Consider the following 25,234-nt stretch of genomic DNA (forward strand, 5'->3'; position numbering starts at 1 on the left):
GCTGCAGTTTCAGACCGCATATGGGAGGATTCAATGGGAAATGTCAGTGGCAGTTTGCCGCGCAGCGATGATGTCGGCGATGAAATCGGGGACTTGCGGCGGGCGATGTTCCGTGCCCCGGCCGCCTGTCGGGGGCTGTGCGCGGCTCCGGGGCAACGGATATCCGGTCCGGCAGCGGCGGCAGGGGTGGCCCGCTCCGGTCCCGGACGGAGGCGGCGCTAGTCCTGCACCTTCTTCACGAATTGCGACTTCAGGCCCATCTTGCCGAATCCCGGGATGGTGCAGTCGATATCGTGGTCGCCCGCGACCAGACGGATGCCGCGGACCTTGGTGCCGACCTTGAGCGGCGCCGAGGCGCCCTTGACCTTGAGGCTCTTGATCACGGTCACGGTGTCGCCGTCCTGAAGCAGGTTGCCGACGCTGTCGCGGATGCCGGAGCCGGCCTCCTCGGACGGGTCATCCGAACCCGGGGCCCATTCATGGCCGCATTCCGGGCAGGTCAGAAGCGCGTCGACCTGGTAGGTGAAGCTCGAGGCGCATTCGGGGCAGGGGGGCAGGGTATCTGTCATGCCCCGGCTATAGCCAGCGGCCGGTCCGAAAGCCAGCCCCAGATCCGCGCACCCGATCCGTGCCCGATGACCCGGATCAACATGCCCGATCCGCTTGCAGCCAGGGCGCCCGGATCGGCCCCGGGATCAATTGCCTAGACATGCCGGGCGCGATACCCTAGCAGGTGCAGTCTTTGGCCCGCCATGTCGGCGCGCCCGCCCCACGGATGGTCCCCACATGATCCCGTCTCTCTCCGAAGCCCTCGCCGAACGCGGGTTCGACACGCTGACCGACGTGCAGAAAGCCGTCACCGCCCCCGAGCTTGCGGGGGCCGACCTGCTGGTCTCGGCCCAGACCGGGTCGGGCAAGACGGTGGGCTTCGGGCTTGCCATCGCGCCGACGCTGATGGGCGAGGAGAACCGGATGGGTCCGCCCGCCGCGCCGCTGGCGCTGGTGGTTGCGCCGACCCGCGAACTGGCGCTGCAGGTCCAGCGCGAACTGGTCTGGCTGTATGCCCGGACGGGGGCGAAGGTGGTGTCCTGCATCGGCGGCATGGATGCCCGCGACGAACGCCGGGCGCTTGACCGCGGCGCCCATATCGTCGTCGGCACACCGGGGCGGCTGCGCGACCATATCACCCGCGGCGCGCTCGATCTGTCCGACATCCGCGCGGTGGTGCTGGACGAGGCCGACGAGATGCTCGATCTCGGCTTCCGCGAGGATCTGGAATTCATGCTGGGCGCGGCCCCGGCCGGGCGGCGGACCTTGCTGTTCTCGGCGACGGTGCCGCCCGCGATTGCCGAACTCGCCAAGGCGTATCAGCGCGACGCGGTGCGGGTGACGACGCTGTCGCGCGGCAGCCAGCATGCCGATATCGCCTACAAGGCGGTGCAGGTGACGGCGGCCGATGCCGAGCATGCCATCATCAACCTGCTGCGTTTCCACGATGCGCCCACCGCCATCGTCTTCGCCAATACCCGGGCCGCGGTCAGCCGTCTGGCGGCGCGCTTCGCCAATCGGGGCCTGTCGGCCGTAAGCCTTTCGGGCGAGCTCAGCCAGGACGAGCGCAGCCACGCGCTGCAGGCGATGCGCGACGGCCGGGCGCGGGTCTGCGTGGCGACCGACGTGGCCGCGCGCGGCATCGACCTGCCCAATCTCGATCTGGTGATCCATGCCGATCTGCCCAGCAATACCGAGGCGCTGCTGCACCGCTCAGGCCGTACCGGCCGGGCCGGGCGCAAGGGGATCTCGGCGCTGATCGTGCCCGACAAGCTGGCCAAGAAGGCGGGGCGGTTGCTGAAATGGGCCAAGATCGAGGCCGAATGGATCCTGGCGCCGACGCCCGAGGAAATTCTTGCGCTCGACGAAACCCGGCTTCTGGCCGATCCGATCTGGGAGGCCGCGCCCAGCGAGGCCGAGGCCGCCTTTGCCGCCCGGCTGCTGGCCGAGCGCAGCCCCGATCTGGTCGCGGCCGCCTGCCTCAGGCTCTACCGCGCCGGTCTCTCGGCCCCCGAGGAACTCAATGCGCCTGCCGCGCCCGGCGCCCGGCCCGAGCGGCCGCCCTTCGGGCCCTCGGTCTGGTTCGAGCTGTCGGTCGGGCGCGACCGCCGGGCCGAGCCGCGCTGGCTGTTGCCGCTGGTCTGCCGGGCCGGCAATCTCGAACGCTCGCAGATCGGCCGGATCCAGCTGCGCGCCGAGACCTCGCTGGTCGAGATCGCCGAAGCCGCGGTGCCGGGCTTTGTCGCCGGGATCGGCCCGGACGGGCTGCTCGAGGAAGACATCACCGCCAGACGTTTCGACGGCCCGGTCGAGGATACCCGCGGCTCGAGGCCGAAATCCGACCGCCCGAAAGCTGATCGGTCGAAATCCGATCGCCCGCGATCCGACCGGTCCCGGCCGGACACCCGGCCCGACCGCGCGCCCCGACCGCCGCGCCCGGCACCCGCCGAGGCTGCCACCGGGGCCAGCACAGGGACCGCCGCGCCTTCCGGCAGGCCCGACGCGCCGCCGCCCCGCGGCGATGCCGCCGAGGCGCCCCGTCCGAAACCCGAATTCGAGGCCCGTCCGACGCCGAGCCCAACGCCCGGCCCGGAGCGGCGCAAGGTCCTTTCCGCAGAGGCGGAGGCGCCGAAGCCCAGGGCGCCCCGGCGTGAGGCCGATGCCGCGCCGGCCGAACGGCCGCGCAAGCCGCGCCCCGGCCCCGAACGGTCCGGCCCCCGCAGCGAGGCCGGCGGCCCGCGCCCGAAAGAGGGCCGCAAGGACGGCTGGAAGGATGCGCGCAAGGACGACCGCAAAGACGGGCGCAAGGACAGTCGCAAGGATGACCGTAAGGACGGGCGGAAAGACGGCTGGAAGGACGGGCCCGCGCGTGGTCCTAAAACCGGCCCGAAGGGTGGGTCCAGGGACTGGCCGAAGGACAAGCGCCCGGCAGGGAACGATGCCGCCCCCGCCGAGCGGCGTCGGGCGGATGCGGCCGACACTTCGAAACGGTTCGAACGTCCCGGCGCGCCGAAAGGCAAGGGCGCCAAGCCAACCGGCGGGGGCAAGCGCGGCGCTCCGAAGTCAGGTCGCAGCAGCGGCAACGCGCCGCCCCGGCGTCCGCGCTGAGCCGGTCAGATCTCAGGGCACGACAAGACGGCTGCCCGGCGCGATCCGGGCCGCGATCCACAACAGGTCGCGGCGGCTGAACGCGATGCAGCCCGCCGTCGGATAATGCGGCCGCCGCCATTGATGCAGGAAGATGGCCGAGCCCCGCCCGGGGCGCGCATCGGGCCAGTTCCAGTCGGTCAGCAGCACCAGATCGTAAAGCGGATCTGCCCGGCGCAGCCGCTCGTGGCCAAAGCCATGCGGGGCGCGGACGCGGGTGTTGTAGGCCGGATCGGCCGGATCGTCCGACCACAGATCGGCGGGCCCGATGGGGCTGGCCCAGGGCGCGGGCGGCAACAGCCGGTCGGGGCGGTAGAGCATGCCCACGATCCGGTGCAGGCCGCGCGGCGTCGCGCCATCGCCCTCGCGCTTGTCGGCGGTGAGCCCGCCCCGGCCGATGCTGCAGGGAAAGCGGCGCCCGGCAAAGCGCAGATGGGTCGGGGTCAGGACAAGATCGCATGCGGTCGGCATCGGCCCAGACTGCCCCGGGCGGGGGCGCGGCAAAAGCCCTCTGACGCGGCGTCGGGCGATTCCGGCCGTAATGTGCTAGTCTGGCGACAGGCGCCCGCGACCCGGACGGCGCCGGCTGTAACGGAGGAGCAACAGATGGAAACGGCCAAGGTGATGGACTACGCCCGTTCGCTGCTTGCGGCGCGCGGCGACAAGGCTCAGGCGGAGGCGGCGCAGAAGGCCGCCGCGCTCGAGAAGGACGGCAGGGCCGAGGATGCGCGTACCTGGCGCGCCATCGAATCCGCGCTGCGGGAAATGCGGGCCCCGCATCAGGGCTGAGCCGTCCCGGCGTTACAGCAGATGCCCGGATTTCTGCGCCTTGACGGCAAGATAGCGGGCATTCTCGGGCGTGTGCCCCACCTTGAGGGGCACGCGTTCGGTGACCGCGACGCCCCGGGCGCGCATCATCTCGATCTTGGCGGGGTTGTTGGTCATCAGCCGCACCGCCGAGAATCCCATCTCGCGCAGGATCGCCGCGCCGATGCGGAAATCGCGCTCGTCATCCTCGAAGCCCAGCCGGTGATTGGCCTCGACGGTGTCGAAACCCTGATCCTGCAGCGAATAGGCCCGCATCTTGTTGGCCAGCCCGATGCCGCGGCCTTCCTGGTTGAGGTATAGCAGCACGCCCGCGCCCTCGGCCCCCATCTGCGCCAGCGCCGCCCGCAGCTGTGCGCCGCAATCGCATTTCAGGCTGCCGATCAGATCGCCGGTGAAACAGGCCGAATGCAGCCGCGCCAGAACCGGCTCGCCGCGGGGCGGGGTGCCGATCTCGACGGCGTAATGCTCTTCGCTGCCATCGGCCGGGCGGAAGACATGCAGCCGCCCCGCCTTCGAGACCTCGAGCGGCACCCGGGCCGAGACCACCTCGGCCAGCGTCGTGCCCTCGGCCCGGGCCAGCGCCGCCTCGTCGAGGCTGACGCGGGTCAGCCCCTCGGCCGCGGCCAGCGCCTCGGGTGCGTCCGGCGCGATGGCCAGCACCGCGGGCAGCAGCCGGGCCGATTTGGCCAGGGCGATGGCGGCGCGATGGGCCTCGGCATCGCCGCCCCGGGCCGAGGCGAAGGGGCCGAGCATCGGCTTGTCGAGATCGTCGGCCGGGTCGGCCACGGCGCGCACCCAGTCGGTGCCGACCTCGCCGGGCAGCAGCAGCCGCGCGATATCGCCGTCATAGGGGCGCGCCTTCAGCGTCTCGGCCCGCCTTGCGGTGATCGCCAGCACCGGCGCATCCCCCAGCGCGCGCAGCGCCGTCAGCCGTTCGGGCGTCAGGGTCTCGGCCGCGACGACGACCAGCGGCCCCACCACCACGGGAACCCCCATCCTGAGATCGCCGCGGGCGCGGGCCAGTCTTTCGGTGCTGCCGGGACCAAGACGCATGAGCCAATCCTCTTTTTCCGGGGAGGGTTAAGCCACAATTCCCGGAGATTTGAAACAATTCCCTGTCCGGGCACACGCTTGCGTGAAAACCCTGTCGCAAATCTTGAGCGGTCCGTGCGCGGCGACATCTGAGCGGCAGAGACAGAGGAGGACGCCATGAGCAGCCTGAAGAAGATCCTTCTGGTGGACGACGATACCGACCTGCGCGAAGCCCTGAGCGAGCAGCTGGTGATGACCGAGGATTTCGACGTGTTCGAGGCCGGAAGCGGCGTCGAGGCGATGGAGAAGGCGCGCTCGGCGATCTACGAGCTGGTGATTCTCGACGTCGGCCTGCCCGATACCGACGGGCGCGAGCTGTGCCGGCTGATGCGCAAGCAGGGGGTCAAATGCCCGATCCTGATGCTGACCGGGCATGACAGCGATGCCGATACCATCCTCGGGCTCGATTCGGGGGCCAATGACTATGTGGTGAAACCGTTCAAGTTTCCGGTGCTTCTGGCCCGGATCCGGGCCCAGCTGCGTCAGCATGAACAGTCCGAGGATGCGGTGTTCCAGCTCGGGCCCTATACCTTCAAGCCCGCGATGAAGATGCTGATCACCGAGGACGACCGCAAGATCCGCCTGACCGAGAAGGAAACCAACATCCTCAAGTTCCTCTACCGCGCCTCGGAAGGGGTTGTGGCGCGCGATGTGCTGCTCCACGAGGTCTGGGGGTACAATGCCGGGGTGACGACGCATACGCTGGAAACCCATATCTACCGGCTGCGCCAGAAGATCGAGCCCGATCCGTCCAATGCCCGGCTTCTGGTCACCGAATCCGGAGGGTACCGTCTGGTCGCCTGAGAAAGCCGGAACCGGCATGACTGTTACATCCATTGCGGTGGCTTTTGACCTTGTAGCGGCGCTCCGGTTGCGTAATCCTTGCGCCATGTCGGGGCGATTGACGTATTTTTTCGGCATTCTATGTGCCCTCTGCCAGATCGGCCCGGCCGCGGAGGCCGCGGCCGACATTCCCGGCTATTGGTCGGTTCTTCCCGGATGGCAGTCCTGGCAGGTGACCAGTGCCTATCAGGTCGGGTTCGAGGGCTCTGCCGAGCTGGCGGTGGCCTGCGGCCCTGAGGGCCAGCCTCTGATGGGGGTGCTGACCGACGGGGCCGAGCCGCCCGATGGCGATTTCGAGCGTCCGGCCAAGATCGGCGAGCGGCATTTCCTGATTGCCTGGACCGGGCAGTCGGGCCTTGCGCTGACCCGGCCCGATGCCGAGTTCCTGGCCGCGATGCGCTGGGGCTCGACACTCGTGCTTTACGACTATCTGGGCGCGCCGGTCGATTTCCGGCTGAGCGGCGCGGCCGATGCGCTCGATTCCGCGCTGGCCGGATGCCCGCCGCCGCTGGCGGTGCGGCCCGACCCGGCGGCGATGCGGCGCACTTTCGACGAGACGCTGAAGGCCCGCATCGACCGCGAATGCCGGGCGCTGGGCCGCTCGGGTGCCGAGATCGGTTCCGGCGCGGTGCGCGAGCGCCTGCTGCCCGGGTCGGCCTATCCCGAGGTCACGGTCGATTTCAGCTATGTTTCCTGCCGCGCGGGGCCGCGGCTGCATCGCGATTTCTGTACCGAGGCCGGCTGCGCCCGTCAGCGCTATCTGCCCGGTGCCTCTGCCTATGTCCTGATCGAGGATGGCGACTCGGAATAGGCCCGGGCTTCGGCTTGAGCCCCCGGGCGCTGCCGTCTAGGGTCGCGCCGGTCGCGCCCTGCCACCTTCCGCGGCGGCCCGGACAAGGAGAACCCGATGCCCTTCACCCTCGCCACCTGGAACATCAATTCGGTCCGCCTGCGCGCCCCGCTGGTCGCCCGTCTGATGGAGGAGGAAGCCCCCGACATCCTCTGTCTGCAGGAATGCAAGAGCCCGGTCGAGAAGCTGCCGCTCGAAGTCTTCGCGCCGCTTGGCTATACCCATGTCGTGGCGCGCGGCCAAAAGGGCTATAACGGCGTCGCGATCCTGTCGAAGCTGCCGCTCGAGGATGCGGGCTCGGTCGACTTCGCCGGGCTCGACCAGGCCCGGCACGTGGCCGCCCGGCTGGAAAACGGCGTGCTGCTGCACAATTTCTACGTCCCGGCGGGCGGCGATGTGCCCGACCGCGAGGTGAACGTCAAATTCGGCCAGAAACTCGATTTTCTCACCGGGATGCGCGATTTCTTCCGCGAAAGCCGCCCCGAGCGGTCGATCCTCGTCGGCGATCTCAATATCGCCCCCGGCGAGGAGGATGTCTGGTCGCACAAGCAGCTTCTGAAGATCGTGAGCCATACCCCGGTCGAGGTCGAGCATCTCGGCGCGGCGCAGGAGGCGGGCGGCTGGGTCGACGTGACCCGGGCGCATATTCCCGAAGGCAAGCTCTATTCTTGGTGGTCCTACCGGGCGCGCGACTGGGACGCGGCCGACAAGGGGCGGCGGCTCGACCATCTCTGGGCGACGCCCGACATTGCCGGGGCGGCCGCGGACAGCCGGATCCTGAGGCCGGTGCGCGGCTGGGAGAAGCCCTCTGACCATGTGCCGGTTTTCGCGCGCTTCGATCTCTAGGTCTTCGCCCTTGGGTTTTCCCGCGAACGCCTCATATATTGCACAACTCCCTGACGGACGGAGACGGAGAACATGCTGGAACTGGGTGGCAAGACCACGGAGACGGGCGGGGCCGGTGCGGCCCTGATCAAGGACGTCACCGAAGCGAGCTTCATGGCCGATGTGATCGAGGCCTCGCAGGAGGTGCCGGTGATCGTCGATTTCTGGGCGACCTGGTGCGGTCCCTGCAAGACGCTGGGCCCGATGCTGGAACAGGCGGTGACCGCGGCGGGCGGCAAGGTGCGGATGGCCAAGGTCGATGTCGACCAGAACCAGACCATCGCGGCACAGCTCAGGATCCAGTCGATCCCGACGGTCTATGCCTTCTATCAGGGGCAGCCGGTCGACGGCTTCCAGGGCGCCTTGCCCGCTTCCGAGATCCAGGCCTTTGTCGAGCGCGTGGCGGCGATGGGCGGCGATGGCGGGCTTGCCGAGGCGGTGGCCGCGGCCGAGGAGCTTCTGGCCGAGGGCGCCGCGGTCGAGGCCGCGCAGACCTTCGCCGCGATCCTCGGAGAGGATCCGAAGAATGCCGCCGCCTATGGCGGGCTTGCGCGTGCGCATCTGGCGCTGGGCGAGGTCGATCAGGCCGAACAGTTCCTGGCCGCAGTGCTGCCCGAGATTGCCGAGGCGCCCGAGGTCGAGGCGGCCCGGGCCCAGGTCGCGCTGGCGCGCCAGGCCGCCGAGGCGGGGCCTGTTGCCGAGCTCCGCGCCGCGGTCGATCACGACCCCGACGATCACGCGGCGCGCTTCGAGCTTGCCAAGGCGTTGCATGCCGGAGGCGAGGTCGAGGCCGCGGTTGACGAATTGCTGGAGCTGTTCCGCCGTGACCGCGAGTGGAATGACGGCGCCGCGAAGGCCCAGCTTTTCACCATTTTCGAGGCGCTCCGGCCGCAGGATCCCATCGTGCTGAAAGGCCGCCGGAAACTGTCCTCGATGATATTTGCCTGACGGATGGTCCGGCCTAGCTTCTCGGGCATGTTCTCAGCGGTCGACCTGCCCGATACCCTTCCCCTGTTCCCGTTGCCCGGGGCGCTTCTGCTGCCCAGGGCGCGGTTGCCCCTGCACATCTTCGAGCCGCGCTATCTGGCGATGCTCGACGACACCCTGAAGACGACGCACCGGCTGATCGGCATGGTGCAGCCGCGCGAGGTGCCGGGCTCGGATGAGCAGAAGCTGCATGCGATCGGCTGCGCCGGCCGCGTGACGGCGTTTTCAGAGACCGAGGACGGGCGCTACATGCTGACGCTCTCGGGGATCTCGCGGTTCCGCATCGCCCGCGATCAGGCCGGGTTCATGCCCTATATCCGGGCCGATGTCGTCTGGGACGGATTCGGGCGCGACCTCGGTCCGGGCGAGGACGATCCGGGGTTCGATCGCGAGGGTTTCCTCAAGCTGCTTGGCCGGTTCTTCTCAAGCCGTGGCCTGTCGACCGACTGGGACAGCCTGCGCGATGCCGAGGACGAGCTTCTGATCAACTCGCTGTCGATGCTCTGCCCCTTCGCGCCCGAGGACAAGCAGGCGCTTCTGGAGGCGCCGTCGCTGTCGACCCGGCGCGAAACGCTTGTGACCCTCATCGAATTTGCCCTACGAAGCGGCGATGATGAGGAGAAGATGCAATGACCGATGCCGTCCAGGCCGACCGCAAGATGCTCGAATCGCTGGTTTGTCCGATGACCCAGGGGCCGCTCGCCTATGATGCCGAACGCCAGGAACTGGTGTCGAAGGCGGCCGGGCTGGCCTTTCCGATCCGCGGCGGTATTCCGATCATGCTGGTCGACGAGGCGCGGCGGCTCGATTGAGCGGCCGCGCCGGTTACCGGCCCCGATTTTTCGTCGAAAAATCGCACCCGGCCCCTAGGCCGGGAATGTCCATCCCGGCTTGCGCGGAACCTTGACCGCCAGCATCGGCTTGATCAGCGGACTGGCAAAGCGGTCGAGGTCGAGCGCCTCATGCACGCCCACGACCTCTTCGCCGAAGACCTTGGTGCGGATCGCGGACCGGCAATAGAAGGGCGCATCCAGCATGTCGTGCACCTGCCGCGGCTTGTAGCCGGGATCGGCCCGCGTCTCGCGCCGGACCAGCCATTTCGACCGGGGGAAGCGGGTCCGTGGCGGGGCCTCCGCGACCTCGGCCCGACCGTCCGCGTCGAAATGCACGCCCACCGCCAGCTCCGAGCCGTCCCGCATCGAGGCGTCGTAGAAGCACCAGGCGCCGTTCGCCTTGGTCGGGAAACGACCCCAGGTCCAGTAGCTGAAATCGTCTTCCAGCGCGGCGGTGCCGAAATTGGCGTCGAAATAGCCGTGGCCCTTCCATTGCCAGCCGGGCTGGTTCAGATCGACCTCGATCTCGGAGGATGGCGCGAAGGGCCGCCAGACATGGCTGCCATCGGCCTTGAGCGGCAGCTCGACCCCGGTCACGGCCGAAGGCGTCACCGTCACCCGGCCTTTCAGCCGGCCCATATGCGGCCAGGTCATCTCGTCGATGTCGAAAACCAGCTTGCCGCCGGCCCAGGTCAGTTTGGACGGCCCGACCTCGAACGTGTCGCGGGTCTGGCGCAGCGCGTCGCGGCCGCGATCGGTCATCGTCCAGCGCCCGCCCGGCCCGTAGGTCGCGACATTGATGCAGCAGTGGTTGTCCGGGCTTTTCCGGCCCGACCAGCGGTACCAGGGCGAAAACACCGAACCGATGAAGGAGATGATCGAGATCGACCGCTCTCCGTCATGGCTTATGCCGTCGATATACCACCAGGCATAGCCGTTCGCGGGGACGTCGAGAGCGAAGCACGGTCCGTCAAGATCGCCTCGGCCGCGTGCCGTCCGGAGAGGGTTGCCATCGGGATGCCCGCCCCGGGATGGGTTCCGCCCCCCGCCAGATAGAGCCCCGCGACCTTTGTCCGCGCCGTCGGCCGCTTCAGGGCCGCGGTCAGCCCGTGCGGGCTCCGCCCGTAAAGGGATCCGTCCGAGGCCGGAAACAGTTTCGCGAACTGGCGCGGCGTCGTCAGCGCCTGAACCCCCGGCCGCGGGTCGAAGGTCAGCCCGAACCGGGCCAGCGTCTGGAAGGTGCGTGTCCGACACGTCTCTTGCTCCTCGTCGGTCGGGTCCGCCCCGTCATCGACGGGCGGGCCGTTCATGATGATCTCGAACCGTTCGAGCCCCTCCGGGCTGCGGCCGGTGCCGCGGTCCTGGGCGCAGATGTAAAGCGTCGGATCCTCGGGCATCGCGCCGCGGGCGATGGGGTCGAATTCGGTATGCGGGTCGTCGCAGAAGAAGACATTGTGGTGAACCATCTCGGGTCCGTGCGGCACTGCGGCATAGGACCACACATAGGCCGAGAGGCTGCGCGGCCGGATCGCCTCGGGGGCCACGGTCTCGCGCAGGCCCTCGCCCAGCAGCCCGGCCGCCAGCGCTGCCGGATCGCCGTTGAAGACCACCGCATCGGCCGCCAGCCGGGTGCCGCTGTCGAGATGTACCGCTGCGGCCGCGCCCTTCTGGATCTCGACCCGGGTGGCGCGGCTGCCGAAGCTGAAGCGCACGCCCCTGTCATGGGCCAGCTGCTCCAGCGCCCGGGCCAGCCGGTGCATGCCGCCCTCGACCCGCCACACGCCCTGTTCCTCGGCATGCCAGATCAGCGCCAGCAGCGCGGGCGACTGGAACGGCGAGCCGCCGACATAGGTCGCGTAACGTCCGAAAAGCTGGGCCAGCCGCCGGTCGGAAAAGCCCTTTCCCAGCGCCTTTGCCAGGCTCCGGTGCGGAGCCATGTCGAGCGCCAGCCAGGGATGGGTCACGACATGCCGGGTCAGCGCCCCCTGCGAGGGCTCGGCCGCGCGCATCATCGGCGCGTCGAAGGCGCGGTAAAGCCGCTCGGCCCGGCGGCAGAAGGCGCGGAACTCCTTTTCCGCCCGCGCGCCCGCGAACCGGCCCACCGCATCGGCGCTGGCCTCGCGCGAGGCAAAGAGATCGAGCGTCGAGCCGTCCGGCCACCAGTGCCGGGCCAGCACCTCCTCGCGGTGCAGCGTGACGTAATCCGAAAGCCGCGCGCCGACGCTGTCGAACAGCTCCTCGAAGACCGGGCGCAGGGTCATCACCGTGGGGCCGGCATCGATCGGACCCGCATCGCTGGCAAAGGTGCGCATCTTGCCGCCGGGCACCGGCGCGCGGTCGACGACCTCGACCTCATACCCCGCATGGGCCAGCCGGATCGCGGCCGAAAGCCCGCCCATCCCGGCCCCGATCACGACGACTTTTCCCGCCGATCCGGCCATTTTTGATCCACCTCAAGGAATGTTGACTCGGGACCATAGACTGTCCACCTTGATTTACAATCGTCAATGTCTCGCCGTCCTGACAGCTGCATGGAAGGGCGGCGGGCCGAGCATTGGAGAGCCGTTCATGGACATTTCGGCGCGAATCGAGGCCGCGATGCGGCAGGCGATTGCCGAGGGGCAGGCAGGGGCTGCACCCGGCAAACTGGCATCGGCTTTCGAATATGCCCTGACGCCCGGCGGCGCCCGGATCCGTCCGACGATCTGCCTGAACGTGGCGCGGGCCTGTGGCGACGACCGCCCGGCGCTGGCCGATGCCGCCGCCATCTCGATCGAGCTGATCCATTGCGCCAGTCTCGTGCATGACGACATGCCTTGCTTCGACGATGCCGATATCCGCCGCGGCAAGCCCGCGCTGCACAAGGCCTATGGCCAGCCGCTGGCGCTGCTGACCGGCGACAGCCTGATCGTCGCGGGCTTCGAGGTGATCGCGCGCGCCGCCCAACAAGATCCGGCCCGCGCGGTCGAGCTGATCCGCATTCTGGGCCAGCGCACCGGCATGCCCTATGGCATCTGCGCCGGGCAGGGCTGGGAAAGCGAGGAAACGATCGATCTCTCGGCCTATCACCGGGCCAAGACCGGGGCGCTGTTCATCGCCGCGACCAGCATGGGCGCGGTGGCGGCCGGCCAGCCTGCCGAGCCTTGGGAAGAGCTGGGCGACCGCATCGGCGAGGCTTTCCAGGTGGCCGACGATCTGAAGGACGCGCTGCTCGATGCCGAGGCGATGGGCAAGCCCGCCGGTCAGGACGAAGCCCATGGCCGCCCGAGTGCCGTGACAGAGCTGGGCGTCGAGGGCGCGGTGCAGCGCTTCCGCGATATCCTCTCGGGGGCCATCGCCTCGATCCCGTCCTGTCCGGGCGAGGCCGATCTGGCGCAGATGGTGCGTCACATGGCCGAGCGGCTGATCCCCGAACCCGCGCGTCACCCCGCCGAATGACCGAGATCCTTTCCGGGCCCGGACCTGCCCCCCGCCGCGGGTCCGGCTGGCGTCGCTGGCGCAACCGCAAGATCGCAAGCCCGGGCTTTCAAAGCTGGGCCAGCCGGTTCTTCCTGACCCGCCGCCATGTCCGGCGCGAGGGCGAGCGGATGTTCGATCTCGTCTCGGGCTTCGTCTACAGCCAGGTCCTGTGGGCCGTGGTCGAGCTGGACCTGCTCGAGGCCACCTGCGACGAGGCGCAGAGCCTCGCGGCCCTGGCCCATCGCGCGGCGATTCCGGTCGACCGGATGGAGGCGCTGATGCAGGCCGGCACGGCGCTTGGCCTGTTCGACCGGGTGGGCGGCGGCTATCAGCTGTCGAGCCTCGGCGCGGCGCTGATGGGGGCGCCGGGCGTGGTCGGCATGATCCGCCATCACGATGTCTTCTATCGCGACATGCAGGACCCGGTCGCGATCCTGCGCGGCGAGAAGGAGACCGAGCTGGCACGGTTCTGGCCCTATGTCTTCGGCGCGGGCGCGGCCGAGAATCCCGAGGTCGCCCGGCGCTATTCGAAGCTCATGGCCGACAGTCAGGCGCTGGTCGCCGAAGAGACCCTGCGCAGCGGCGCGCTGGACGGGGTCGCGCGGCTGATGGATGTGGGCGGCGGCACCGGCGCCTTCCTTGCCGCGGCGGGGACGGCCCGTCCCGACCTGAAGATGGTGCTGTTCGATCTGCCCGCCGTGGTGCCCGCCGCCGACGAGCGGTTCCGGGCGCTGGGCATGGCCGACCGGGTGACGGTGGCGGGCGGCAGTTTCCGCGACGATCCACTGCCCGAGGGTGCCGATGCGGTCTCGCTGGTGCGGGTCTGCTACGACCATGCCGACGACACCGTTCTGGCGCTGATGCGGAAGATCCTCGCCACCCTGCCTGCGGGCGGGCGGCTGATCGTTTCCGAGCCGATGGCGGGCGGTGCGCGGCCCAACCGGGCGGGTGACGCTTATTTCGCCTTCTACTGCATGGCGATGCGGACCGGTCGGGCGCGGTCGCCCGAGCGCCTGGCCGAGATGATGAAAGAGGCAGGTTTTCAAGGGGTTGAGATGCCCCGGACACACCGTCCCTTCATCGCCTCCGTGGTCGTGGGGTGCAAGCCCGGGGCGACATAATGCTCGGCCCGAGCTGTCTAAAAAAGTTGACACTCGCACCTGTCCATTTAAACTGACAAGAGCCAATCACCAATGAGTGAGTCCCGTTCAAGCGGGCAAGCGTCAGGAAGGGAAATGTCCATGGAGACGACGGCTGTCATCCTCCGGGGGCCCCGGGAAATCGGCCTCGGCAAGCTCGGCCTGTCGGCGCCCGGACCCAGGGATCTGGTGGTCGAGATTTCCCATTCCGGCATTTCCACCGGCACCGAGAAGCTTTTCTATACCGGCGAGATGCCGCCCTTCCCGGGGATGGGCTATCCGCTGGTCCCGGGCTACGAATCCGCGGGCGAAGTGATCGAGGCCGGGTCCGAAACCAATTTCAAGGTCGGCGAGCACATCTTCGTCCCCGGCGCCAATTGCTACGAGGGCGCGCGCGGCCTGTTCGGCGGCTCGGCGAAACGTCTGGTCACCGATGCCAGCCGCGTGACCCGGATCGATCCGGGCCTCGGGCCGGAAGGCGCGCTGCTGGCTCTGGCCGCGACCGCGCGCCATGCGCTGGCCGGTGTCGACAAGAAGATGCCCGAGCTGATCGTGGGTCACGGTGTCCTCGGCCGCCTGCTGGCCCGGCTGACCATCGCCGCCGGCGCCCCCGCTCCGACCGTCTGGGAGATCGATCCCGACCGCCAGAGCGGCGCCATGGGCTATGAGGTCATCCATCCCGATGACGATCCGCGCCGCGACTATCGCACGATCTACGACGCCTCGGGCGTCGGGTCGTTGCTCGATACGCTGATCACCCGCATCGCCCGGGGCGGCGAGGTGGTTCTGGCCGGGTTCTATACCGCTCCGATTTCCTTCGCCTTCCCGCCCGCCTTCATGAAGGAGGCCCGGCTGCGCATCGCCGCCGAATGGGAACGCGAGGACCTGATTGCAACGCGCCAGCTCGTCGAGTCGGGTGCGCTGTCGCTGGGGGGGCTGATCACCCACAGCGTTCCGGCGGAAAAGGCCGCAGAAGCCTATGAAACCGCCTTCAACGATCCTGCCTGTCTGAAAATGATCCTGAACTGGGGAGCCGTTCATGACGCTTGACGTCCCGAATATCAAAGACATCGACCAGCGCCTTCGCGACGAGGCGAATGCGCCGCTGGACGACGAGATCCCCGTGACCGAACCCACCAAGAAGACCCAGATCATCGCGATCTACGGCAAGGGCGGCATCGGCAAATCCTTCACGCTGGCGAATCTGTCGAACATGATGGCCGAGCAGGGCAAGCGCGTCCTGTTGATCGGCTGCGATCCGAAATCGGACACCACGTCGCTTCTGTTCGGCGGCAAGGCCTGTCCGACCATCATCGAGACCTCGACCAAGAAGAAACTCGCGGGCGAAGAGGTCGCCATCGGCGATGTCTGCTTCAAGCGCAACGGCGTCTTCGCGATGGAGCTGGGCGGACCCGAGGTCGGCCGCGGCTGCGGCGGGCGCGGCATCATCCACGGCTTCGAGCTGCTCGAGAAACTCGGCTTCCATGACTGGGATTTCGACTATGTGCTGCTCGATTTCCTCGGTGACGTGGTCTGCGGCGGCTTCGGCCTGCCGATCGCCCGCGACATGGCGCAGAAGGTGATCCTGGTCGGCTCGAACGACCTGCAATCGCTGTACGTCGCCAACAATGTCTGCTCGGCGGTGGAATATTTCCGCAAGCTCGGCGGCAATGTCGGCGTGGCGGGGCTGGTCATCAACAAGGATGACGGCACCGGCGAGGCGCAGGCCTTTGCCGAGGCGGTCGATATCCCGGTTCTTGCGGCGATCCCGCAGGACGAGGATCTGCGCCGGAAATCGGCCAATTACCAGATCGTCGGCACCCATGAAGGCCCCTGGGGCGATCTCTTTGCCGGGCTGGCCTCGGCCGTGGCCGAGGCCCCGCCGATCCGTCCGGCGCCGCTGACCAACGATGGTCTGCTGGGGCTGTTCGCCCCCGAGGATGTGGGCGCCGATTTCGAACTGACCCCGGCGACCGATGCCGACATGCGCGGCAAGAACGCCAAACCGAAGAAATCTCTCGAAGTGGTCTATGACGATGTTTGATCTCAACAAGATGTCCCGGTGGGACAACGTGCTTGAGGCCCTCTCGCATCACGGTGAGGACCGCGAACCCACTGAAAACGCAGAACTCCAAGAGGCGCCGGCCGCAGAGGCCGTCGCGCCCGCGCGCGAACTGGAGGACGCATGACCGAAGAGGTCAAATATGACGAGGCCCACACCGCAGAGGTGATCGAGGGCACGCCCCGGGAGGCCGGAAACCCTCCTGAAGGCGCCGATCCTCGTCTGGGCGACGGCATGGGCTGCCATGCCGGAGCGGCCGAGATGGAAAAGGCTGCCCGCGCGGCGGGCGCCTCGGAGATTCTCGACCAATATGCAAAGGACTATCCGCAGGGCCCGCATGACCGGCCGCAAAGCATGTGCCCGGCCTTCGGCTCGCTTCGGGTGGGCCTCAGGATGCGGCGCGTCGCGACCGTGCTGTCGGGCTCGGCCTGCTGCGTCTACGGGCTGTCCTTCGTGTCCCATTTCTACGGGGCGCGGCGGTCCATCGGCTATGTGCCGTTCAGCTCGGAAACGCTGGTGACCGGCAAGCTCTTCGAGGATATCCGCGACGCGGTGCACGAACTGGCCGATCCCGACCGCTATGACGCGGTGGTGGTGACCAACCTGTGCGTGCCGACCGCCTCGGGCGTGCCGCTCAGGCTTCTGCCCGACGAGATCAACGGCGTCCGAATCGTCGGGATCGACGTGCCGGGATTCGGTGTGCCGACCCATGCCGAGGCCAAGGACGTGCTGGCCGGCGCGATGCTGAACTATGCCCGCAAGGAAATCGAGGCCGGCCCCGTCGCCGCCCCCGAGGGCGGGGTGTCGGATCGCCCGACCGTGACCCTTCTGGGCGAGATGTTCCCGGCTGATCCCATCGTGATCGGGCAGATGCTCGACCCGCTGGGGCTCGCTTGCGGCCCGGTCGTGCCCGCCCGCGAATGGCGCGAGCTCTACGCCGCGCTCGATTGCGGCGCGGTGGCGGCGATCCATCCGTTCTACACTGCCGCGATGCGTGAATTCGACGCGGCAGGTCGCCCCATAGTTGGGTCGGCCCCGGTGGGACATGATGGCACAGCCGCCTGGCTTGCGAATATCGGCGACGCCTTCGGGCTGTCGGCCGACAAGGTCGCCAAGGCCCAGAACATGTTCCTGCCCACCATCAGCGAGGCGCTGGCCGGTGCCCCGGTCAAGGGCACGATCACGCTGTCGGGCTATGAGGGATCCGAACTGCTGGTGGCCCGCCTTCTGATCGAGTCCGGCGCGAATATTCCTTATGTTGGAACGGCTTGCCCGAGGACGAAGCAGGCCGAGGCCGACCGCGACTGGCTTGAATCGAAGGGCGTCAAGGTCGTGTTTCGGGCCTCGCTCGAGGACGACAAGGCCGCGGTCGACGCGATCCGGCCCGATCTGGCCGTCGGCACCACCCCCGTGGTGCAGCACGCCAAGGAGCTGGGCATCCCGTCGCTCTACTTCACGAATCTCATCTCGGCCCGTCCGCTGATGGGGTCCGCGGGCGCCGGCAGCCTTGCGCAAGTGGTAAACGCGGCCATTGCGAACAAGGGACGCATGGCGTCGATGAAGGAATTCTTCGAAGGTGTTGGTGAGGGAGACACTGCGGGGGTGTGGGAAGGAGATCCGAATCTCCACCCCGAGTTCCGCGCTCTCCAGCAGAAGAAACTGGACAAGAAACGTCGCGCCGAGAAGGCGCAGGAGATGATCTGATGCTGGTCTTGGATCACGACAGGGCAGGGGGGTACTGGGGCGCGGTCTATGCGTTCTGTGCCGTCAAGGGCCTGCAGGTGGTGATCGACGGGCCGGTCGGCTGCGAGAATCTGCCGGTCACCTCCGTCCTTCACTATACCGACGCCCTGCCCCCGCATGAGCTGCCCATCGTCGTCACCGGTCTCGGTGAGGAAGAGCTGGGCCGCGAGGGCACCGAGGGCGCGATGAAACGGGCCTGGAGCACGCTCGATCCGGTTCTTCCGGCGGTCGTCGTCACCGGCTCCATCGCCGAGATGATCGGCGGCGGCGTTACACCCCAGGGCACCAATATCCAGCGCTTCCTGCCGCGCACCATCGACGAGGATCAATGGGAAGCGGCGGACCGGGCGATGACCTGGATCTTCACCGAATTCGGCATGACCAAGGGCCGGATGCCGCCCGAGAAACCGCGCGAAGAAGGGGCGAAGCCCCGCGTGAACATCCTCGGGCCGATGTATGGCGTCTTCAACATGCCCTCGGATCTGGCCGAGATCCGGCGTCTGATCGAGGGCATCGGGGCCGAGGTCAACATGGTGATGCCGCTGGGCGCCCATGTCGCCGAGATGCGGAACCTGGTGAATGCCGACGCCAATGTCGTGATGTATCGCGAGTTCGGACGGGGTCTCGCCGAGGTTCTGGGCAAGCCCTATCTGCAGGCGCCGATCGGCATCGATTCGACGACGAAGTTCCTGCGCAAGCTGGGCGAGATGCTGGGGCTCGATCCCGAACCCTTCATCGCGCGCGAAAAGCACTCGACGATCAAGCCGGTCTGGGACCTGTGGCGGTCTGTCACGCAGGACTTCTTTGCCACGGCAAGCTTCGCCATCGTCGCGAACGAGACCTATGCCCGCGGCGTCCGGCACTTCCTCGAGACCGATCTGGGGCTGCCCTGCGCCTTTGCAGTGGCCCGCCAGCGCGGCGCAAAGACCAATAATGCCGAGGTTCGCGCGCTGATGGGGCAGAAACGGCCGCTGGTCGTGTTCGGCTCGATCAACGAGAAGATCTACCTCGCCGAGCTGTCGGCCGGTCATGGTCCCAAACCTGCCTTCATCCCCGCCGGGTTCCCGGGTGCGGCGATCCGGCGCGCGACGGGCACCCCCTTTATGGGGTACGCCGGTGCCACGTATCTGGTTCAGGAAGTGTGCAATTCCTTGTTCGACGCGCTCTTCCATATCCTGCCGCTCGGGACCGAGATGGATTCGGCTTCTGCAACGCCGACCCGACTGCGGCGCGATTTTCCCTGGGATGAGGACGCCCAGGCACTGCTCGACAGGATCGTGGCCGAACACCCCGTCCTGACACGCATCTCTGCCGCGAAATCCCTGCGCGACGCCGCCGAGAAGGCCGCGCTCGAACAAGGGGCAGAACGAGTGGTGCTTGAAACCATCGAGGCCTTGGCACCTGCAGGCTTCGCCCGCCCTTCTTCGAAAGGAGAGACGAAATGACTGACCAGACTTCCGACGTTCACATGGTACGTGGCCACCGCCCGCCGAAGGCGGAGTTCATGGTCTATTTCACGATCATCTTCATTGCGGCGCTGCCGCTGGCCTTCATCGCCTCCTTCCTGGCGATGGTCCGGCAGGGCGACCTGAAGACCAAGGGGCCGATTGCCCGCGCCTGGAGTCAGGCGCGGATCATCACGCCCATGATTTTCTCTGCCTGAGAAGGTGGAGTTCCGAAATTCGCCCACCCCCCGGTTGGGCGAATAGCCGGCAGGGATAAAACCTTGTCGGGACCCGGCCGCCGGGGTGCGCGGCATCAGTCTGACGATCCGGAGGAAAGTTAATGGCTGAATCTGACGTGTCGTTCACCGGTCTGACCGACGAGCAGGCGCAAGAAATTCACGCTGTCTACATGAGTGGGCTTTGGCTGTTCTCGGCCGTCGCCGTGCTGGCTCACCTGGCAGTGTACATCTGGCGCCCGTGGCTCTGAGAAGAGGACCTGAGAAATGGCTAAATTCTACAAGATCTGGATGATCTTCGACCCCCGTCGCGTGCTCGTTGCGCAGGGCGTCTTCCTGTTCCTGCTGGCTGTGATGATTCACCTCGTCCTGCTGAGCACGGACTACTTCAACTGGCTGACCATCGCCGCCGAGAAAGCCGCAGGCGCGTAAGCGTCCCCGTGGCTTCCGGATGTGAGCAGTCGGAAGTGACACCAAAAGCTGCGGGCGGGAGCCCCGATCTCCCGCCCGCAGCAATCTCGAAGGACAAGGACGGCTGAGGCCCGGACGGACACGGCCGCCATTTGCGGAGACAGACGATGGCACTGCTCAGTTTTGAGAGAAAGTATCGCGTCCGTGGAGGGACGCTCATCGGTGGCGATCTGTTCGACTTTTGGGTGGGGCCTTTCTTTGTGGGCTTCTTCGGAGTGACGACGATCTTCTTCGCCACCCTCGGAACCGCCATGATCTTCTGGGGCGCCGCGCTTCAGGGGACATTCAACCCGCTGAAGATCCACATCGCGCCACCGGATCTCAGCTATGGGCTCAGCATCGCGCCTCTCGCCGAGGGCGGGCTTTGGCAATTCATCACGCTCTGCGCTATCGGTGCATTCGTGAGCTGGGCTCTGCGCGAAGTGGAGATCTGCCGCAAGCTTGGCATCGGGTATCATATTCCGATCGCCTTCGGCATGGCGATTTTCGCATATTTGACGCTTGAAGTGTTCCGCCCGATGTTGATGGGCGCCTGGGGGCATGCGTTCCCCTACGGCATCTTCACCCATCTCGACTGGGTGTCGAACACCGGCTACCACTATCTGCACTTCCACTATAACCCGTTCCACATGCTGGGCGTGTCGCTGTTCTTCGCCACCTGTCTGGCGCTCGCGCTGCATGGCGGTCTGATCCTGTCGGCCTGCAACCCGGAAAAGGGTGAAGAGGCGAAGACGCCGGATCACGAAGACAGCTTCTTCCGCGACCTCATCGGGTATTCGATCGGGACGCTCGGGATCCACCGCGCCGGCTGGCTTCTGGCCATCAATGCGGTCTTCTTCTCGGCGGTCTGCATCATCATCTCCGGTCCGCTCTGGACCGAGGGCTGGCCCGAATGGTGGACCTGGTGGAGCAACCTGCCGATCTGGCCCGAAGCCATTCCGGCTGTCCAGGGGAGCATGTAACCATGGCTGAATATCAGAACATCTTCACCCAGGTGCAGGTCCAGGGACCCAGCGACTGGGGCATGGACAACGAGAACAACATGATGGAAGAGCGGGCCGGCATGGGCCACTTCTCCATCCTCGGTTGGCTCGGCAATGCCCAGCTCGGCCCGATCTATCTGGGCTATACCGGTGTGGTCTCGTTGATCGCGGGCTGCTTCGCCTTCCTGATCATCGGGCTGAACATGCTGGCCCAGGTCGACTGGTCGCTGGTGCAGCTGCTGCGGCAGGGGTTCTGGCTGGCGCTTGAACCGCCCTCGCCGGAATACGGCCTGCGCATCCCGCCGCTGAAGGAAGGCGGCTGGTACATGGTTGCCAGCTTCTTCCTGCTGATCTCGGTCTGGGCCTGGTGGGCACGTACCTACATGCTCGCCGTCGAGCACAAGATGGGCAAGCATATTGCCTGGGCGTTCCTGTCGGCGATCTGGCTGTTCATGGTGCTGGGCTTCTTCCGCCCGATCCTGATGGGCTCCTGGTCGGAAATGGTGCCCTACGGCATCTTCCCGCACCTCGACTGGACCACCGCCTTCTCGATCCGGTACGGCAACCTCTACTACAACCCGTTCCACGCGCTCTCGATCGCGTTCCTCTACGGCTCTGCCCTGCTCTTCGCGATGCATGGCGGCACCATCCTCGCCGTGACCCGCTTCGGTGGCGACCGCGAGCTGGAGCAGATCTACGACCGCGGGACCGCGTCCGAGCGTGCCGCCCTGTTCTGGCGCTGGACCATGGGCTTCAACGCCACGATGGAAGGCATTCACCGTTGGGCCTGGTGGTTCGCGGTTCTGACCCCGCTGACCGGCGGGATCGGCATCCTGCTCACGGGCACTGTCGTCGACAACTGGTATATCTGGGCCCAGGAGCACAACTTCGTCACGGAGTACACTCAGCCCTACGGCGTTGACGCCTATGTCGGGCAAGGAGGCTGATCATGATGCTTAAGTTCCCGAAATGGTTCTTCAAATGGAGTGAGGAGAACCCGACCGACCTGATGGGTCCGGGGATCCTCGTGGGGACTGTCGGCGGTGCTGTGGCCGTGGCTGCGATCATCGTGGCCTTCGGCAACCCGAACGCCACCATCGACCACCAGACCGGCCCGCGCGGCATCGGCATGGCGGTGTCCAAGTTCGTCAAGGACAACCCGCAATTCGATGTCTACGAGGCCGAGTATCAGGTTTTCGACCGGGTCGAGGCGCCGGAAGGCACCCCGACCGCGGCCGAGGCCTATGGCGACAGCGTCGTCGCTTTCGGCGACATGGACCAGGCCAACTTCGACCAGCTCACCAAGGCGATGAGCGCCTGGGTCGGCATGGATGTGGTGCTTTACGACGATGGCGAGGTCGACGAGACCACGCTGGCGATCACCAAGAACTGCATCGAGGCGACCCAGTATCTCAACGACTCCTGGGACACCCACAACCTCGCCACCGAAGGCAAGGGCGTGAACTGCTACACCTGCCACCGGGGTCAGCCGACCCCTCCCGGCTCGTGGATGAAGTCCGGCAACGTCAACAGCGCCATGGAAGGCTGGTCCGGCGTGCAGAACCGCCTGCTGGTGGGCCGCAAATATACCGACAGCCAGTACACTTCGCTGCCGGTGGATGCGCTGGAAAAACTGCTGCTTGACGGTGATTCGATCAAGGTCACCGATACCGAGAGCCGCGTCGACCAGCAGAAGGGCGACCCGACCTGGCAGGATGCCGAGCGGACCTTCAGCCTGATGAACCATCAGGCCAACTCGCTGAATGTCGGCTGCGTCTACTGCCACAACACCCGGGCCTTCTACGATCCGACCCAGGTGACGCCGCAATGGTCGGTCACGACCCTGGCACAGCAGATGTCGATCGACATCAACCAGACCTTCTACGAGCCGCGCTCGGAGATCCTGGGGCATGAATCGGCCAAGGTCGACTGCATGACCTGCCACATGGGCGTCATCAGCCCGCTGAACGGCCATGACATGGTCGCTGAATGGCCCGAACTGGCCGCTCCGGCGGAGTGATCAGAGACTTTGAAGGGGCGGCCGCAAGAGCCGCCCTTTCCCCTCATCGGGTCCCTGGCGGGGCCCGGTATTCGGGGCCTCCACACCCCGGTTCCCTTCCTGTCAGACACAGGACACTGGCGCCGTGTGGGGAACAGACCACACGGCGCTTTTTTTATCGGAAACGCGCGGGAGACGACCAATGACAGTCAAGCCTCCGACCCCGACTTCCACCCCGATTCTGGACCGCGTCGCCGGTCCGGCCGATCTCAAGGGCATGAGCCAGGCAGATCTGGCGCTGCTGGCGCGGGACCTCCGAGAAGAGGTGATCTCGGTCGTGGCCCGGACCGGCGGGCATCTGGGCTCGTCGCTGGGGGTGGTCGAGCTGACGGTGGCGCTGCATGCCGTCTTCAACACGCCCTTCGACAAGCTGGTCTGGGATGTCAGCCACCAATGCTACCCGCACAAGATCCTGACCGGGCGCCGCGACCGCATGCACACGTTGCGTCAGGGCGGCGGGCTTGCCGGGTTCTGCAAGCGCTCTGAAAGCGAATACGATGCCTTCGGCGCGGGGCACAGCTCGACCTCGATCTCGGCCGCGCTCGGCTTTGCCGTCGGCCGCGACATGGGCCAGCCGACGGGCGATTCCATCGCGGTGATCGGCGACGGCTCGATCAGCGCGGGCATGGCCTATGAGGCGCTGAACAATGCCGGCCATGAAAAGCGCCGGCTGTTCGTGATCCTGAACGACAACGAGATGTCCATCGCCCCGCCCGTGGGCGCGATGTCGAAATATCTCTCGGGGCTCTATCACGAGACGCCGCTGGGCAAGCTCAAGGACATGGCCGAGGATTTCGAATCCGCCCTGCCCGGTCCGATCCGCGAGGGCGCGCGTCGCGCCCGCCAGCTGGTCACCGGCTTCCCGGGCGGCGGCACGCTGTTCGAAGAGTTGGGCTTCGACTATATCGGCCCGATCGACGGCCATGACATGAGCCAGTTGCTGACCGTGCTGCGCGCCGCCCGCGCGCGGGCCTCGGGGCCGGTGCTGATCCATGTCTGCACGGTCAAGGGCAAGGGCTACAAACCGGCCGAGACCTCGGCCGACCGGGGCCATGGCGTGTCGAAATTCGACGTCGCCTCGGGCACCCAGAAGAAAAGCTCGGGCAATGCGCCCTCCTATACCTCGGTCTTCGGCCGGACCCTGACCGACGAGGCCGCGCGCGATGCCAAGATCGTCGGCGTCACCGCGGCGATGCCCTCGGGCACCGGGCTCGACATCCTGCAGGACCGCTTCCCGAAACGGGTCTTCGATGTCGGCATCGCCGAACAGCACGCGGTGACCTTCGCGGGCGGCATGGCGGCCTCGGGGCTCAAGCCCTTCGTCGCGATCTACTCGACCTTCCTGCAGCGCGGTTACGACCAGATCGTTCATGACGTGGTGCTGCAGAAACTGCCGGTCCGCTTCTGCGTCGACCGCGCGGGGCTGGTGGGCGCCGACGGCTCGACCCATGCCGGGGCCTTCGACGTGGCCTTCCTGTCGAACCTGCCGGGCATGGTGGTGATGGGCGCGGGCGACGAGGCCGAGCTTCGCCACATGGTCACGACCGCCGCCGCCTATGACGAGGGCCCGATCTCGCTGCGCTATCCGCGCGGCGAGGGGATCGGCGTCGAGATGCCCGAGCGCGGGCAGATCCTGGAAATCGGCAAGGGCCGTGTCGTGCGCGAGGGCAGCAAGGTCGCGCTTCTGTCCTTCGGGGCGCCGCTGGTCGATTGTCTGGCCGCGGCCGATGCGCTCGAGGCGCGCGGGGTGTCGGTCACCGTCGCCGATGCCCGCTTTGCCAAGCCCCTCGATACCGATCTGATCGCCCGGCTGGTGAAAGAGCACGAGGCGCTGATCACCGTCGAGCATGGTGCCGAGGGCGGCTTCGGCGCGCTGGTCCTGCACTGGCTGGCCCGGACCGGGCGGCTCGATGGTGGGGTCTCGGTGCGCACCATGACGCTGCCCGATGCCTTCATCGAACAGGCGAGCCCGGCCGAGATGTATGCCGAGGCCGGGTTGACTGCGCAGGACATTGCCGCGACCGCGCTTCAGGCGCTGGGGGTCGCGCCGGCCCAGTTCGGCCAGGCCAGCGCCTGAGGCCAAAGCTCTCCGCGAAGGGGCCTCGTCCGGGAAGCCGGGCGGGG

27 protein-coding genes are annotated in these 25,234 nt (G+C 67.3%); 22 read left to right on the top strand and 5 right to left on the bottom strand.

Annotated features, from left to right (window positions below; all coding sequences use genetic code 11):
* Positions 1-218 precede the first annotated feature (218 nt).
* Positions 219-569: a zinc ribbon domain-containing protein YjdM gene (locus A6W98_RS04325; RefSeq protein ID WP_042458339.1), complete on the bottom strand. Its 351-nt coding sequence runs from the start codon at positions 567-569 to the stop codon at positions 219-221.
* Positions 570-786: 217 nt separating this feature from the next.
* Here A6W98_RS04325 and A6W98_RS04330 point away from each other — a divergent pair, with 217 nt between their 5' ends.
* The gene (locus A6W98_RS04330; protein ID WP_042458342.1) at positions 787-3,156 is read left to right on the top strand and encodes a DEAD/DEAH box helicase; all 2,370 of its coding nucleotides are present in this window, start codon (positions 787-789) and stop codon (positions 3,154-3,156) included.
* A 12-nt stretch (positions 3,157-3,168) separates the two neighbouring features.
* On the opposite strand, the gene A6W98_RS04335 is transcribed toward A6W98_RS04330, so the two are convergent.
* Entirely contained in the window at positions 3,169-3,666 is a 498-nt protein-coding gene (locus A6W98_RS04335) for a L,D-transpeptidase family protein (protein ID WP_042458344.1), read from the bottom strand.
* 135 nt (positions 3,667-3,801) lie between these two features.
* Here A6W98_RS04335 and A6W98_RS04340 point away from each other — a divergent pair, with 135 nt between their 5' ends.
* On the top strand, positions 3,802-3,984 hold the full coding sequence (locus A6W98_RS04340) for a hypothetical protein (RefSeq protein WP_042458346.1): 183 nt from the start codon (positions 3,802-3,804) through the stop codon (positions 3,982-3,984).
* A 12-nt stretch (positions 3,985-3,996) separates the two neighbouring features.
* Here A6W98_RS04340 and ribA read toward each other — a convergent pair whose 3' ends face one another.
* Positions 3,997-5,076, bottom strand: coding sequence for a GTP cyclohydrolase II (ribA, locus tag A6W98_RS04345; RefSeq protein ID WP_042458348.1), 1,080 nt, complete (start codon positions 5,074-5,076; stop codon positions 3,997-3,999).
* 156 nt (positions 5,077-5,232) lie between these two features.
* On the opposite strand from ribA, the gene A6W98_RS04350 reads away from it, so the two are divergent.
* The 6 genes from A6W98_RS04350 to A6W98_RS04375 all read left to right on the top strand — a co-directional run bounded on the left by A6W98_RS04350 (position 5,233) and on the right by A6W98_RS04375 (position 9,492).
* On the top strand, positions 5,233-5,919 hold the full coding sequence (locus A6W98_RS04350; RefSeq protein WP_042458350.1) for a response regulator transcription factor: 687 nt from the start codon (positions 5,233-5,235) through the stop codon (positions 5,917-5,919).
* Positions 5,920-6,016: 97 nt separating this feature from the next.
* Positions 6,017-6,769 carry a hypothetical protein gene (locus A6W98_RS04355; RefSeq protein ID WP_155734719.1) on the top strand — a complete coding sequence of 251 codons (753 nt, stop codon included), beginning with the start codon at positions 6,017-6,019 and terminating at the stop codon, positions 6,767-6,769.
* Between the two features lie 96 nt (positions 6,770-6,865).
* Positions 6,866-7,654 carry an exodeoxyribonuclease III gene (locus A6W98_RS04360; protein WP_042458356.1) on the top strand — a complete coding sequence of 263 codons (789 nt, stop codon included), beginning with the start codon at positions 6,866-6,868 and terminating at the stop codon, positions 7,652-7,654.
* Positions 7,655-7,726: 72 nt separating this feature from the next.
* Positions 7,727-8,641 carry a thioredoxin gene (gene trxA / locus A6W98_RS04365; RefSeq protein WP_042458359.1) on the top strand — a complete coding sequence of 305 codons (915 nt, stop codon included), beginning with the start codon at positions 7,727-7,729 and terminating at the stop codon, positions 8,639-8,641.
* 27 nt (positions 8,642-8,668) lie between these two features.
* The gene (locus A6W98_RS04370) at positions 8,669-9,313 is read left to right on the top strand and encodes an LON peptidase substrate-binding domain-containing protein (protein ID WP_042458362.1); all 645 of its coding nucleotides are present in this window, start codon (positions 8,669-8,671) and stop codon (positions 9,311-9,313) included.
* The gene (locus A6W98_RS04375) at positions 9,310-9,492 is read left to right on the top strand and encodes a Trm112 family protein (protein WP_042458365.1); all 183 of its coding nucleotides are present in this window, start codon (positions 9,310-9,312) and stop codon (positions 9,490-9,492) included. The genes A6W98_RS04370 and A6W98_RS04375 overlap by 4 nt, the downstream gene beginning before the upstream one ends.
* A 54-nt stretch (positions 9,493-9,546) precedes the next feature.
* Here the strand turns inward: A6W98_RS04375 and crtC are convergent, their stop codons facing one another.
* Both crtC and crtD read right to left on the bottom strand, forming a co-directional pair.
* On the bottom strand, positions 9,547-10,422 hold the full coding sequence (gene crtC, locus A6W98_RS04380) for a carotenoid 1,2-hydratase (RefSeq protein ID WP_042464532.1): 876 nt from the start codon (positions 10,420-10,422) through the stop codon (positions 9,547-9,549).
* Positions 10,419-11,954, bottom strand: a complete 1,536-nt coding sequence (gene crtD / locus A6W98_RS04385; protein ID WP_042458368.1) for a 1-hydroxycarotenoid 3,4-desaturase CrtD — start codon at positions 11,952-11,954, stop codon at positions 10,419-10,421. Before crtD ends, crtC begins: the two co-directional genes overlap by 4 nt.
* 127 nt (positions 11,955-12,081) lie before the next feature.
* On the opposite strand from crtD, the gene A6W98_RS04390 reads away from it, so the two are divergent.
* The 14 genes from A6W98_RS04390 to dxs all read left to right on the top strand — a co-directional run bounded on the left by A6W98_RS04390 (position 12,082) and on the right by dxs (position 25,187).
* Positions 12,082-12,951 (top strand): polyprenyl synthetase family protein, encoded by an 870-nt coding sequence (locus tag A6W98_RS04390; protein WP_042458371.1) that lies wholly within the window; start codon positions 12,082-12,084, stop codon positions 12,949-12,951.
* Positions 12,948-14,093 (top strand): methyltransferase, encoded by a 1,146-nt coding sequence (locus A6W98_RS04395; protein ID WP_042458373.1) that lies wholly within the window; start codon positions 12,948-12,950, stop codon positions 14,091-14,093. The genes A6W98_RS04390 and A6W98_RS04395 overlap by 4 nt, the downstream gene beginning before the upstream one ends.
* Before the next feature lie 120 nt (positions 14,094-14,213).
* Positions 14,214-15,161: a chlorophyll synthesis pathway protein BchC gene (gene bchC / locus A6W98_RS04400; RefSeq protein WP_042464535.1), complete on the top strand. Its 948-nt coding sequence runs from the start codon at positions 14,214-14,216 to the stop codon at positions 15,159-15,161.
* Positions 15,151-16,155, top strand: a complete 1,005-nt coding sequence (locus A6W98_RS04405; protein ID WP_042458375.1) for a chlorophyllide a reductase iron protein subunit X — start codon at positions 15,151-15,153, stop codon at positions 16,153-16,155. The genes bchC and A6W98_RS04405 overlap by 11 nt, the downstream gene beginning before the upstream one ends.
* Positions 16,148-16,300 carry a hypothetical protein gene (locus tag A6W98_RS20850; RefSeq protein ID WP_155734720.1) on the top strand — a complete coding sequence of 51 codons (153 nt, stop codon included), beginning with the start codon at positions 16,148-16,150 and terminating at the stop codon, positions 16,298-16,300. Before A6W98_RS04405 ends, A6W98_RS20850 begins: the two co-directional genes overlap by 8 nt.
* Positions 16,297-17,877, top strand: coding sequence for a chlorophyllide a reductase subunit Y (gene bchY / locus A6W98_RS04410; RefSeq protein WP_042458377.1), 1,581 nt, complete (start codon positions 16,297-16,299; stop codon positions 17,875-17,877). The genes A6W98_RS20850 and bchY overlap by 4 nt, the downstream gene beginning before the upstream one ends.
* On the top strand, positions 17,877-19,361 hold the full coding sequence (gene bchZ / locus A6W98_RS04415) for a chlorophyllide a reductase subunit Z (RefSeq protein WP_042458380.1): 1,485 nt from the start codon (positions 17,877-17,879) through the stop codon (positions 19,359-19,361). The genes bchY and bchZ overlap by 1 nt, the downstream gene beginning before the upstream one ends.
* Positions 19,358-19,579, top strand: coding sequence for a protein PufQ (locus tag A6W98_RS04420; RefSeq protein WP_042458386.1), 222 nt, complete (start codon positions 19,358-19,360; stop codon positions 19,577-19,579). Before bchZ ends, A6W98_RS04420 begins: the two co-directional genes overlap by 4 nt.
* Before the next feature lie 122 nt (positions 19,580-19,701).
* Positions 19,702-19,848, top strand: a complete 147-nt coding sequence (pufB, locus tag A6W98_RS04425; protein WP_042458389.1) for a light-harvesting antenna LH1, beta subunit — start codon at positions 19,702-19,704, stop codon at positions 19,846-19,848.
* 16 nt (positions 19,849-19,864) lie between these two features.
* Positions 19,865-20,029 carry a light-harvesting antenna LH1, alpha subunit gene (pufA, locus tag A6W98_RS04430; protein ID WP_042458393.1) on the top strand — a complete coding sequence of 55 codons (165 nt, stop codon included), beginning with the start codon at positions 19,865-19,867 and terminating at the stop codon, positions 20,027-20,029.
* 146 nt (positions 20,030-20,175) lie between these two features.
* Positions 20,176-21,030 (top strand): photosynthetic reaction center subunit L, encoded by an 855-nt coding sequence (gene pufL / locus A6W98_RS04435; RefSeq protein WP_042458396.1) that lies wholly within the window; start codon positions 20,176-20,178, stop codon positions 21,028-21,030.
* Positions 21,031-21,032: 2 nt separating this feature from the next.
* A complete protein-coding gene (gene pufM, locus A6W98_RS04440; RefSeq protein ID WP_042458398.1) occupies positions 21,033-21,998 on the top strand; it encodes a photosynthetic reaction center subunit M in 966 nt (321 codons plus the stop codon).
* Positions 21,999-22,000: 2 nt separating this feature from the next.
* Positions 22,001-23,071: a photosynthetic reaction center cytochrome PufC gene (gene pufC / locus A6W98_RS04445; RefSeq protein ID WP_052677919.1), complete on the top strand. Its 1,071-nt coding sequence runs from the start codon at positions 22,001-22,003 to the stop codon at positions 23,069-23,071.
* A 181-nt stretch (positions 23,072-23,252) separates the two neighbouring features.
* Positions 23,253-25,187, top strand: a complete 1,935-nt coding sequence (dxs, locus tag A6W98_RS04450) for a 1-deoxy-D-xylulose-5-phosphate synthase (protein WP_042458400.1) — start codon at positions 23,253-23,255, stop codon at positions 25,185-25,187.
* Positions 25,188-25,234: the final 47 nt, after the last annotated feature.

The sequence above is a fragment of the Rhodovulum sulfidophilum DSM 1374 genome (assembly GCF_001633165.1).
Taxonomy (GTDB): domain Bacteria; phylum Pseudomonadota; class Alphaproteobacteria; order Rhodobacterales; family Rhodobacteraceae; genus Rhodovulum; species Rhodovulum sulfidophilum.

Bases quoted from the DNA above. Each gene is read 5' to 3' on its own strand.
- A6W98_RS04325 (WP_042458339.1), bottom strand. From the start codon at position 569: ATGACAGATACCCTGCCCCCCTGCCCCGAATGCGCCTCGAGCTTCACC.
- A6W98_RS04330 (WP_042458342.1), top strand. From the start codon at position 787: ATGATCCCGTCTCTCTCCGAAGCCCTCGCCGAACGCGGGTTCGACACG.
- A6W98_RS04335 (WP_042458344.1), bottom strand. From the start codon at position 3,666: ATGCCGACCGCATGCGATCTTGTCCTGACCCCGACCCATCTGCGCTTT.
- A6W98_RS04340 (WP_042458346.1), top strand. From the start codon at position 3,802: ATGGAAACGGCCAAGGTGATGGACTACGCCCGTTCGCTGCTTGCGGCG.
- ribA (WP_042458348.1), bottom strand. From the start codon at position 5,076: ATGCGTCTTGGTCCCGGCAGCACCGAAAGACTGGCCCGCGCCCGCGGC.
- A6W98_RS04350 (WP_042458350.1), top strand. From the start codon at position 5,233: ATGAGCAGCCTGAAGAAGATCCTTCTGGTGGACGACGATACCGACCTG.
- A6W98_RS04360 (WP_042458356.1), top strand. From the start codon at position 6,866: ATGCCCTTCACCCTCGCCACCTGGAACATCAATTCGGTCCGCCTGCGC.
- trxA (WP_042458359.1), top strand. From the start codon at position 7,727: ATGCTGGAACTGGGTGGCAAGACCACGGAGACGGGCGGGGCCGGTGCG.
- A6W98_RS04370 (WP_042458362.1), top strand. From the start codon at position 8,669: ATGTTCTCAGCGGTCGACCTGCCCGATACCCTTCCCCTGTTCCCGTTG.
- A6W98_RS04375 (WP_042458365.1), top strand. From the start codon at position 9,310: ATGACCGATGCCGTCCAGGCCGACCGCAAGATGCTCGAATCGCTGGTT.
- crtD (WP_042458368.1), bottom strand. From the start codon at position 11,954: ATGGCCGGATCGGCGGGAAAAGTCGTCGTGATCGGGGCCGGGATGGGC.
- A6W98_RS04390 (WP_042458371.1), top strand. From the start codon at position 12,082: ATGGACATTTCGGCGCGAATCGAGGCCGCGATGCGGCAGGCGATTGCC.
- A6W98_RS04395 (WP_042458373.1), top strand. From the start codon at position 12,948: ATGACCGAGATCCTTTCCGGGCCCGGACCTGCCCCCCGCCGCGGGTCC.
- bchC (WP_042464535.1), top strand. From the start codon at position 14,214: ATGGAGACGACGGCTGTCATCCTCCGGGGGCCCCGGGAAATCGGCCTC.
- A6W98_RS04405 (WP_042458375.1), top strand. From the start codon at position 15,151: ATGACGCTTGACGTCCCGAATATCAAAGACATCGACCAGCGCCTTCGC.
- A6W98_RS20850 (WP_155734720.1), top strand. From the start codon at position 16,148: ATGTTTGATCTCAACAAGATGTCCCGGTGGGACAACGTGCTTGAGGCC.
- bchY (WP_042458377.1), top strand. From the start codon at position 16,297: ATGACCGAAGAGGTCAAATATGACGAGGCCCACACCGCAGAGGTGATC.
- bchZ (WP_042458380.1), top strand. From the start codon at position 17,877: ATGCTGGTCTTGGATCACGACAGGGCAGGGGGGTACTGGGGCGCGGTC.
- A6W98_RS04420 (WP_042458386.1), top strand. From the start codon at position 19,358: ATGACTGACCAGACTTCCGACGTTCACATGGTACGTGGCCACCGCCCG.
- pufB (WP_042458389.1), top strand. From the start codon at position 19,702: ATGGCTGAATCTGACGTGTCGTTCACCGGTCTGACCGACGAGCAGGCG.
- pufA (WP_042458393.1), top strand. From the start codon at position 19,865: ATGGCTAAATTCTACAAGATCTGGATGATCTTCGACCCCCGTCGCGTG.
- pufL (WP_042458396.1), top strand. From the start codon at position 20,176: ATGGCACTGCTCAGTTTTGAGAGAAAGTATCGCGTCCGTGGAGGGACG.
- pufM (WP_042458398.1), top strand. From the start codon at position 21,033: ATGGCTGAATATCAGAACATCTTCACCCAGGTGCAGGTCCAGGGACCC.
- pufC (WP_052677919.1), top strand. From the start codon at position 22,001: ATGATGCTTAAGTTCCCGAAATGGTTCTTCAAATGGAGTGAGGAGAAC.
- dxs (WP_042458400.1), top strand. From the start codon at position 23,253: ATGACAGTCAAGCCTCCGACCCCGACTTCCACCCCGATTCTGGACCGC.